This window comes from Acidocella sp. (assembly GCF_028687955.1).
Taxonomy (GTDB): Bacteria; Pseudomonadota; Alphaproteobacteria; order Acetobacterales; family Acetobacteraceae; genus Acidocella.
In genome coordinates, this window is the sequence record NZ_JAQTZC010000086.1 from 1 (window position 1) to 7,374 (window position 7,374).

At 65.8% G+C, this 7,374-nt stretch carries 9 protein-coding genes and 1 tRNA gene; 3 read left to right on the forward strand and 7 right to left on the reverse strand.

Features of this window, described 5'->3' with window-relative positions; genetic code table 11:
* Positions 1-4 precede the first annotated feature (4 nt).
* Positions 5-124: a DUF1491 family protein gene (locus tag PHE40_RS09975; protein WP_408839011.1), complete on the forward strand. Its 120-nt coding sequence runs from the start codon at positions 5-7 to the stop codon at positions 122-124.
* A gap of 35 nt (positions 125-159) precedes the next feature.
* On the opposite strand, the gene PHE40_RS09980 is transcribed toward PHE40_RS09975, so the two are convergent.
* From PHE40_RS09980 to PHE40_RS10005, 6 genes are all read right to left on the reverse strand, one after another.
* Complete coding sequence (locus PHE40_RS09980; RefSeq protein WP_299961336.1) at positions 160-804, reverse strand: FMN-binding negative transcriptional regulator; 645 nt, start codon at positions 802-804, stop codon at positions 160-162.
* Positions 801-1,655 (reverse strand): D-amino-acid transaminase, encoded by an 855-nt coding sequence (locus PHE40_RS09985; protein ID WP_299961338.1) that lies wholly within the window; start codon positions 1,653-1,655, stop codon positions 801-803. The genes PHE40_RS09980 and PHE40_RS09985 overlap by 4 nt, the downstream gene beginning before the upstream one ends.
* A 3-nt stretch (positions 1,656-1,658) precedes the next feature.
* Positions 1,659-2,657 (reverse strand): aldo/keto reductase, encoded by a 999-nt coding sequence (locus tag PHE40_RS09990; RefSeq protein WP_299961356.1) that lies wholly within the window; start codon positions 2,655-2,657, stop codon positions 1,659-1,661.
* A gap of 28 nt (positions 2,658-2,685) precedes the next feature.
* A complete protein-coding gene (locus tag PHE40_RS09995; protein WP_299961358.1) occupies positions 2,686-3,468 on the reverse strand; it encodes an ABC transporter ATP-binding protein in 783 nt (260 codons plus the stop codon).
* Positions 3,469-3,471: 3 nt separating this feature from the next.
* Positions 3,472-4,371 (reverse strand): ABC transporter permease, encoded by a 900-nt coding sequence (locus PHE40_RS10000; protein WP_299961360.1) that lies wholly within the window; start codon positions 4,369-4,371, stop codon positions 3,472-3,474.
* Positions 4,372-4,450: 79 nt separating this feature from the next.
* Positions 4,451-4,822 (reverse strand): hypothetical protein, encoded by a 372-nt coding sequence (locus tag PHE40_RS10005; RefSeq protein ID WP_299961362.1) that lies wholly within the window; start codon positions 4,820-4,822, stop codon positions 4,451-4,453.
* A 317-nt stretch (positions 4,823-5,139) separates the two neighbouring features.
* Here PHE40_RS10005 and PHE40_RS10010 point away from each other — a divergent pair, with 317 nt between their 5' ends.
* A complete protein-coding gene (locus PHE40_RS10010; protein WP_299961364.1) occupies positions 5,140-6,405 on the forward strand; it encodes a transglycosylase SLT domain-containing protein in 1,266 nt (421 codons plus the stop codon).
* A 7-nt stretch (positions 6,406-6,412) separates the two neighbouring features.
* On the opposite strand, the gene PHE40_RS10015 is transcribed toward PHE40_RS10010, so the two are convergent.
* Positions 6,413-7,162 (reverse strand): Stf0 family sulfotransferase, encoded by a 750-nt coding sequence (locus tag PHE40_RS10015; protein WP_299961365.1) that lies wholly within the window; start codon positions 7,160-7,162, stop codon positions 6,413-6,415.
* Positions 7,163-7,284: 122 nt separating this feature from the next.
* Between PHE40_RS10015 and PHE40_RS10020 the strand changes: the two genes are divergently transcribed.
* A tRNA-Ser gene (locus PHE40_RS10020) sits at positions 7,285-7,374 on the forward strand.

Here is a 7,374-nt window from a genome sequence, read left to right on the forward strand (position 1 = left end):
CCCGGTGAACGAGGAAGCGACCGACGCCTATGTGAAAAAACAGGTATCCTACGACCCGGATTTATGGGTGCTTGAGTTCGACGCAGCGGATTATCTGCCGCCGTTCGAGGGCCGGCTGGTTTAGCCTATAATACCAGTCAGCCTTAAGGCGGGCTGGTATTATAGGCCGTTCGCCTTGCGCATGGCTGCGGCCAGGGCGGGGTTTTCGCGCGCGGCACCCGCCAGCGCGCCGATCTGGTCCTGTTTCAGCCGGTTCTGGCTGAGCTTGTTTTTGCCCTCCAGCAGGGTGATGTGCAGGGTGATGCCGATGATGCCCCGCAACTGGCTGGCGATGAAGTCCGCCGGGGCGCTGGCCACGGCCCAGGGGTTGGGGCGGCCGGTCTCGTAGCGGTTGGTCAGCCGGGTTACGATATCGAGCAGCGCGGCGGGGTCTTCGGTGACTTCCAGCCGCCCGGTGGCGTGCACGGCCTGGTAGTTCCAGGTCGGCACCACTTTGCCGGTCTCGGCCTTGGTTGGGTAGAAGGAGGGGCTGATATAGCCATCGGCGGCAGTGAAAATGGCCAGAGACGGGGCGGCTGGGTCGAAATCGCGCCAATGCGGGTTGGCGCGGGCGAGGTGGCCGATGAGACGGTCCGGCGCTTCGAACAGCAGCGGCAGATGGGTGGCGAGCAGGCCGTTTTTACCGGGCGAGATGAGCACCGGCAGCGAGGCCGCGCGCATGATCGCCTGGAGCTCGGCCGGGTCGTTCTCCACGAAGGCCGCCGGGTTGTACATTGTCGGGGTGGTTATGGCCGGGTTAGTCATGGCGCCTCGATGTGTTGGAGATAACGCGCCAGCAGCTCTGTGGCGGCGGGGCCGGGGTGGCCGTTGCCGATGGAGACGCCGTCCAGCCGGGTGATGGGTTTGACGAAGGAGGTGGCGCTGGTGAGGAAGATTTCACGCGCGCCGCGCAGGGCCTCCAGCGTGAAGGGGGTCTGCGTGAAGGCGATGCCTGTGCCGTGCAGCATTTGCAGCACCGCCGCGCGGGTGCAGCCGGGCAGAATCTCCTGGCCGAGCGGGCGGGTGCGCAGCGTGCCGGCGGCATCCACGATCCACACATTGCTGGCCGCGCCCTCGGTCACATAGCCTTGGGCATCGTATAAAATGGCTTCGTAGGCGCCGGCGAGGCGGGCCTTCTGCCGGGCCAGGACGTTGGGCAGCAGGTTGGTGGATTTAATGTCGCGGCGCGCCCAGCGTTCGTCCGGCAGGGTGATGGCCGCACCCGCCCAGGCGGCGATATCCGTGGGCGGGGCCGGGCGGGTGCGCGCGGTGATGACGATGCCGGGGCGCACCGGCACGGCGGGGAAGGGGTGGTCCCGCCGGGCGGCGCCGCGCGTTATTTGCATATACACCAGCCCGGTGCTCACCCGGTTGCGCCGCAGCACCTCGCGGATGATGACCAGCAGCGCCGCCGGGGAGAGCGTGAGGTGCAGGCTGATCTCGCCCAGGCTGCGGGCCATGCGCGCCAGATGCAGCTCCGCGTCCGCCAGCCGGTGGTTGTGGACGTAGAGCACCTCGTAAATGCCGTCGCCGAACTGGAAGCCGCGATCCTCGACGTTCACCGAGGCTTCGCGCAGCGGGCGGTAGCGTCCGTTCACATAGGCGATCGCGGCCATAGGTTAGCGATTCAGCGCCGTCATGCCGGCGGGGGCGTAGCGCATGCCGAGTGCTGCGCCGGGGCGGAAGGCGGCGGTGAGGGTTTTTAGCTCATCGGCGCTCAGCGTCACATCCAGCGCGGCGATATTCTGCTCCAGATAGCCCCGCCGCTTGGTGCCGGGGATTGGCACCACATCCTGCCCCTGCGCCAGCACCCAGGCCAGCGCGACCTGCGCGGCGGTGCATGATTTCTGCTCGGCGACGTTCTCGATGACGCCGACCAGGGCGCGGTTGAGGGCGAAATTCTCATCCGAGAAGCGCGGCGAGTTGCGGCGGTAGTCATCGCCCGGCAGGTCTGCCAGGGCGTTGAAGGCGCCGGTGAGAAAACCACGGCCCAGCGGGCTGTAGGGTACCAGGCCGATGCCAAGCTCGCGCAGTGTGGACAGGATCTCCGCCTCCAGGTCGCGGGTCCAGAGCGAATATTCGGTTTGCAACGCGCTGATCGGGTGGGTTTTATGGGCGCGGCGGATGGTGGCCGCACTCGCCTCGGACAGGCCCAGATGCCGCACCTTGCCCTGCGCCACCAGCTCGGCCATGGCGCCCACGGTCTCCTCGATTGGTACGTTGGGGTCTACACGGTGCTGGTAGTAGAGATCGATCACCTCGATATCGAGCCGCTTCAGCGAGGCTTCGGCGCAGGCGCGCACATATTCCGGCCGCCCATTGACGCCGAGAAACGCGCCGTCCGCGCCGCGCATGTTGCCGAATTTGGTGGCGATGATCAGCCCTTCGCGCTTGCCGGCGATGGTTTTGCCCACCAGCTCCTCATTGGCGCCAGAGCCGTACATATCCGCCGTGTCAAAAAAATTGATGCCGCGCGCAATGGCCATGTGGATGGTGGCGATGGATTCATTGTCGTCGCGCCCGGCATAGAACTCCGACATGCCCATGCACCCCAGCCCGAGGGCGGAAACAACCAGCGGCTGGCCTTGCGCGTTTTTGCCGAGATGACGTTGCTGCATGAATGTCTCCTTGCGCTGTTGTTTGTGTTCAGGCCGCGTCTTGCGCGGCGGCCAGCGCGTGGGCGAACTGCTCGGGCGGCAGATAAGCCGCCAGAACATCCTCGGGGTGGCCATCGGCTTTTATCTGCCCGCCGTCCATCCAGATCACCCGGTTGCACCAGCGCAGGATGACATCGGCATTATGCGATGACAATACAAGGATCTCCGCGCCGCGCACCATGGTTTCCAGGCGGTGGCGGGCCTTGGTCATGAAGGCGGCGTCTCCGGCCAGAATCCATTCGTCCATCAGCAGGATCTGCGGTTTGATGGCGGTGGCCAGGGCAAAGCCGAGCCGCACGATCATGCCCGAGCTGTAGGTGCGCACGGGCAGCTCCAAAAACTGGTCCAGCCCGGCGAAATCCGCCACATCGGCTTGCAGCTGGCGGATTTGCGGCTCGTTCAGCCCGGTAAACAACCCGCGCAGCCGGATGTTCTCGCGCCCGGTCATCTCCAGGTTCATGCCCTGGTTGGCGTCCAGCAGGGCGGTCACCGCGCCGTCGATGACGATGCGCCCGCACACCGGCTCGTAAATGCCGGCCATGCTGCGCAGCAAGGTGGTTTTGCCCGCGCCGTTGGCGCCGATAAAGCCAAGCCGGTCGCCGGTGCGCAGCGAGAAGGAGACATCGCGCAGCGCCTCGACCACCAGGCGGTGCTTGCGGTCTTCCCCCAGCCGGCCCGAGGCGGCGGCGAACACGGTTTTCTTCAGGCTGCGGCTCTCGCCATGATACAGCGGGAAGCGGACGGAAATGTTCTCGATTAGCAGCTTGGCCATGGGCTACACCCAGTATGCGATGCGCGCGCGCGTGCGGGCGAACACGGCGCCCGCCAGCAGCACCAGCGCGGCGGAGTAGCCCAGCGCCGCTGCCCAGGCGGCGGCGTCCAGCGGGCCGCCGAGGAGCGGGCCGCGTACAATCTCGAGCAGCGCGTAGAATGGGTTCCATGTCACTAGCACCATGCTCAGGCCGCGATGTGTCAGCATGGTGGGATTCCACATGATCGGCGTGATGTAGAAGGCGATCTGCACCACGCTGGCGACAATCGGCGGAATGTCGCGAAAACGGGTGCCGAAGGCGCCGAGCAGCAGGGTGAGGGCCATGGCGTCAACCACCCAGAGCGCGGCGGCGGGCAGCAGGCTGAAGCTGGCGAGGCTGGGCCGGGTGTGGAACACCGCGAAAACCACGGCGATGACCACGATGTTATGCGCCAGCACCAGGATGTTGCGCAGCACCGCGCGCGCCGCGTGCAGCGAGAGCGGCATGCGCATGGCGCGGATCATGCCCTCGGCCTGGGTGAAGCAGAGGCAGCCGTCAGAGGTGACGGTGCTGATGAAATTCCACAGCACCAGCGAGATCGAGAGAAACGGCAGATAAGCCGAGATGTTCTGGTGGAACAGGCGCGAATACAGGAAGCCGATGGCGCCGACCATCACCGCCGTGGAGAGGGTGAGCCAGAACGGGCCGAGCAGAGAGCCGCGATAGCGCAGCCTTATGTCGAGCAGGCTGAGAGTCCACACCAGCGGCCACAGCCGCAGGGTTTCGGACAGATCCGCCCCCGCCAAGGCAAGCCGCCCGCGCCAGCCGCGGCTGGCTATGATGGTGACCGCCCGGCCTGGCACACTGGCGGTGTGAGAAACCTCAACCGCGGCCTGCCCCTGCTCTGGCGCAATCGTGTTCATCCGCTGGCGATAGCCGAATGGCGGGGCCGCATCAACCGCCCCGGCTCCGCATGACGAGTTATTAAGCCATTATCCCGGATTATTGAGGACGCACGGCTGTTGCCGCCGCTTCGGCGATGTTCACGCGCTCCCCTGGGGTGAAGCCAGGTTGGCGCGCCTCAACCACGGAGACGATGCTGGAATCCCGGCGGCGGATGATGACCTCCTCGGCGGGCGGCGGATCGGTGGCCGTGGGCTGCCCCAGCCCGGCGAGCACCCGCGCCAAGGCGGCGTTGCCGGCGGGTACGTCCACGGCGCGCACGGCAATCACGGTGCCGGTGCTCAGCCGGCCGCGCAGCGGCGAGGTCTGCGCCACGGGTTGCACCGGCGCGCGCGCGGCGCAGCCGGCCAGAAGGGGCAGGACGCCCAGCAGCGCCAGGCAAAGGTTTTTCCAGGGGTGATTCAGCAGCATGGCCCTGTTTATCATCGCCCGCCGGGGCGAGATAGCGTTGCGGCGCCAGAAGTTTTCCTTGCTGCGAGTTGTCTTCTAGCTTAATGGGTTACACTGCCTTGTTTAAGCCGTTATTGAGCGAGATACACGCGATATGACGGTACCCGCGCCGAAGGCCGTCCTGTGGCGGTGTGCAAGCGCTGGTTTGGTCCGATGCGTGGCAGCCTAACCCGCCCCGCGCGCAATGCTGGCGGCCCTTGGAGATCAGGTCATCTCCCGCGGCCGATGGTTATAAAGTGGAGGCTTAGACTGTGAGCGCAAAATACCGTTTCCGGCCCGTGCGGGTAGTGCAAGGCGGCCGTGGCGCCCGGCTGGTTTTGGGGTGTGCCGGCCTTGCCTTGCTCTCCGCCTGCGCGGGCGGCAACCAGGTTGCCCAGAACGGTTACTCGCTTGCGTATTACCGCACCCATGCGGCGGGCAACTATGCCCCGCCCGGCCCGCCGAGCGACCCTTGGGGACCTTACATCAACATCGCCGCCAACCGTTTTGATGTGCCGCCAACCTGGATTCGGCAGGTGATGCGCGTGGAATCCGGCGGACATGAATATCTGGACGGCCAGCTTATCGTCTCCGCCGCCGGCGCCATGGGGCTGATGCAGCTGGAACCGGCGACGTATCAGGAAATGGCGTCGCGCTACGGCCTGGGGCAGGACCCGTTCAACCCTTACGACAATATCATGGCGGGCACCGCCTATATTCACGAGATGTATCAGATTTACGGATCACCGGGGTTTCTGGCCGCGTATAACGCCGGCCCGGGGCGGCTGGATTCGTACATGAACTATCACACGCCGCTTCCCGGCGAGACGATCAACTACGTCGCGATGATCGCGCCGAACATTCAGGGCTATTACCCGGTGCACCGTTCCGAGGCGGACCAGCTCGCCCTGAACACCCAGCCGATGAGCGAAGCGCCCGGCCTGCTGCCGCCGGGCTTCAACCCCGATGCGCCTGCACGGCAAATGCAGCAGAATCCGCTGGCGCCGGTGCAGGTGGCGTCCATCGCGCCGCCGCCCGCCCCCGTGTCCTCGGTTTATACCCCGGCGCCGGTGCGTGTCGCGTCCATTGCGCCGCCGGCCGCTCCCATGTCCTCTGTATATACCCCGGCACCGGTGCGTGCCGCGTCCATCGCGCCGCCGGCCCCCATACCGGAGCCGCCGCCGCCGCCCGCACCGCATCCCTCCTTCTCCATCATTCCCGCGGCCGTGGCCGATACCACGCGGCCCGCGCCGCAGCTGCCGGTTCGGGCCAGGCCCGTGCCGGATTATGCCCCGGCCTCCCACCATACGTCCGGCTGGGCGATTCAGGTCGGCGCTTATGACACCTCCTCCAACGCCCGGGCGGCGCTGGGTTTGGCGGAGCTTTCCGCGGTGCAGATGCTGATCAACGGTCATCCCGTGGTGATGTCGGTGGTGAGCGCGGGGCATGTGAAGTACCGCGCCCGCGTCGTGGGTCTGCCGCGTGACGATGCGGTGAACGCCTGTAGCCGGCTCTCCACCGGGCCGACCGGCTGCATGGTGCTGCCGCCGGAGGCGCAATCCTGAGCGGCGCTCAGGTCATCTGCAAAACATGCCGCTGCACGCGCTCGACCCAATCGCGGGTCAGCGCGTCCGCCAGTTTCTCAAAGCCGGTGCCGGGTGGCACCTCCAGCCGCAGGCCGAGGTTCATCTCCCGGGCCAGAAAACCTAGCCCGACGCTCACATCCTTTTGGAAATCCTCATAGAACAGCCGTGCCGGGGTAAAGCCCTCGGCGCTGAAAAATTGCTCCCATGCCTGTTTCTTAGCATTCAGCTCCTGCATGAGCGTGCAGATGCGCGCGAGGTCGAAGCTGTGGCGCCAATCCTCGGGGGCTGCTCGCGCCTGCTGCGCCGGCTGGTGCCATGTTCCGGATATCTGCGCCCGGTACAGCGAGACAGACTGGGCGGCCAGGTTTTTGCGGTCCAGATACGCCACGCGCAGGTTGGGGAAGAGCATGCGCCAGTCCTGTGCGAAGGGGGCGAAATCCTGCCAATTGGTCTTGAAGATGAACACCGGGCTGGGCTCGTCATTGAAGGAGCGCATATAATCGGTGAATGAGTGCACCCCGCGCCGCTCCCGCTCTGCCCCGGCCACCCCGCGCGGGTTGAATATCTCGCCCGGCCGGCCGACATCGCCCGCCGCCGCGAGCGCGCCGCATAAATGCGTGCTGCCGGTACGCGCTGTCATGGCGATCATGATTGTGGGTTTGGCGCAGGCCGCACCGGCGAAACGGCCGTCCGCCAGCGCCGGCAAATCAGGGAAAACCTCGAAAATGCTGTCCATAAATCTTAAATTGCTTAAGGCTTCATAAACTTCAACCCTTAAGAGAACAACGCATATGCGCGCTTTCCCGCTCCCGTGCCCTTGAGCTATTCGCCGGGTTTAGCTATGCAGGCCCCCGCGCGGGAGAGATGGCCGAGCGGCTTAAGGCGCACGCTTGGAAAGCGTGTGTGCGTGAAAGCGTACCCAGGGTTCGAATCCCTGTCTCTCCGCCA

What these genes read in the sequence shown, in the direction of transcription:
- PHE40_RS09980 (WP_299961336.1), bottom strand. Translation starts at nt 804, where the DNA reads ATGACTAACCCGGCCATAACCACCCCGACAATGTACAACCCGGCGGCC.
- PHE40_RS09985 (WP_299961338.1), bottom strand. Translation starts at nt 1,655, where the DNA reads ATGGCCGCGATCGCCTATGTGAACGGACGCTACCGCCCGCTGCGCGAA.
- PHE40_RS09990 (WP_299961356.1), bottom strand. Translation starts at nt 2,657, where the DNA reads ATGCAGCAACGTCATCTCGGCAAAAACGCGCAAGGCCAGCCGCTGGTT.
- PHE40_RS09995 (WP_299961358.1), bottom strand. Translation starts at nt 3,468, where the DNA reads ATGGCCAAGCTGCTAATCGAGAACATTTCCGTCCGCTTCCCGCTGTAT.
- PHE40_RS10000 (WP_299961360.1), bottom strand. Translation starts at nt 4,371, where the DNA reads ATGAACACGATTGCGCCAGAGCAGGGGCAGGCCGCGGTTGAGGTTTCT.
- PHE40_RS10005 (WP_299961362.1), bottom strand. Translation starts at nt 4,822, where the DNA reads ATGCTGCTGAATCACCCCTGGAAAAACCTTTGCCTGGCGCTGCTGGGC.
- PHE40_RS10015 (WP_299961365.1), bottom strand. Translation starts at nt 7,162, where the DNA reads ATGGACAGCATTTTCGAGGTTTTCCCTGATTTGCCGGCGCTGGCGGAC.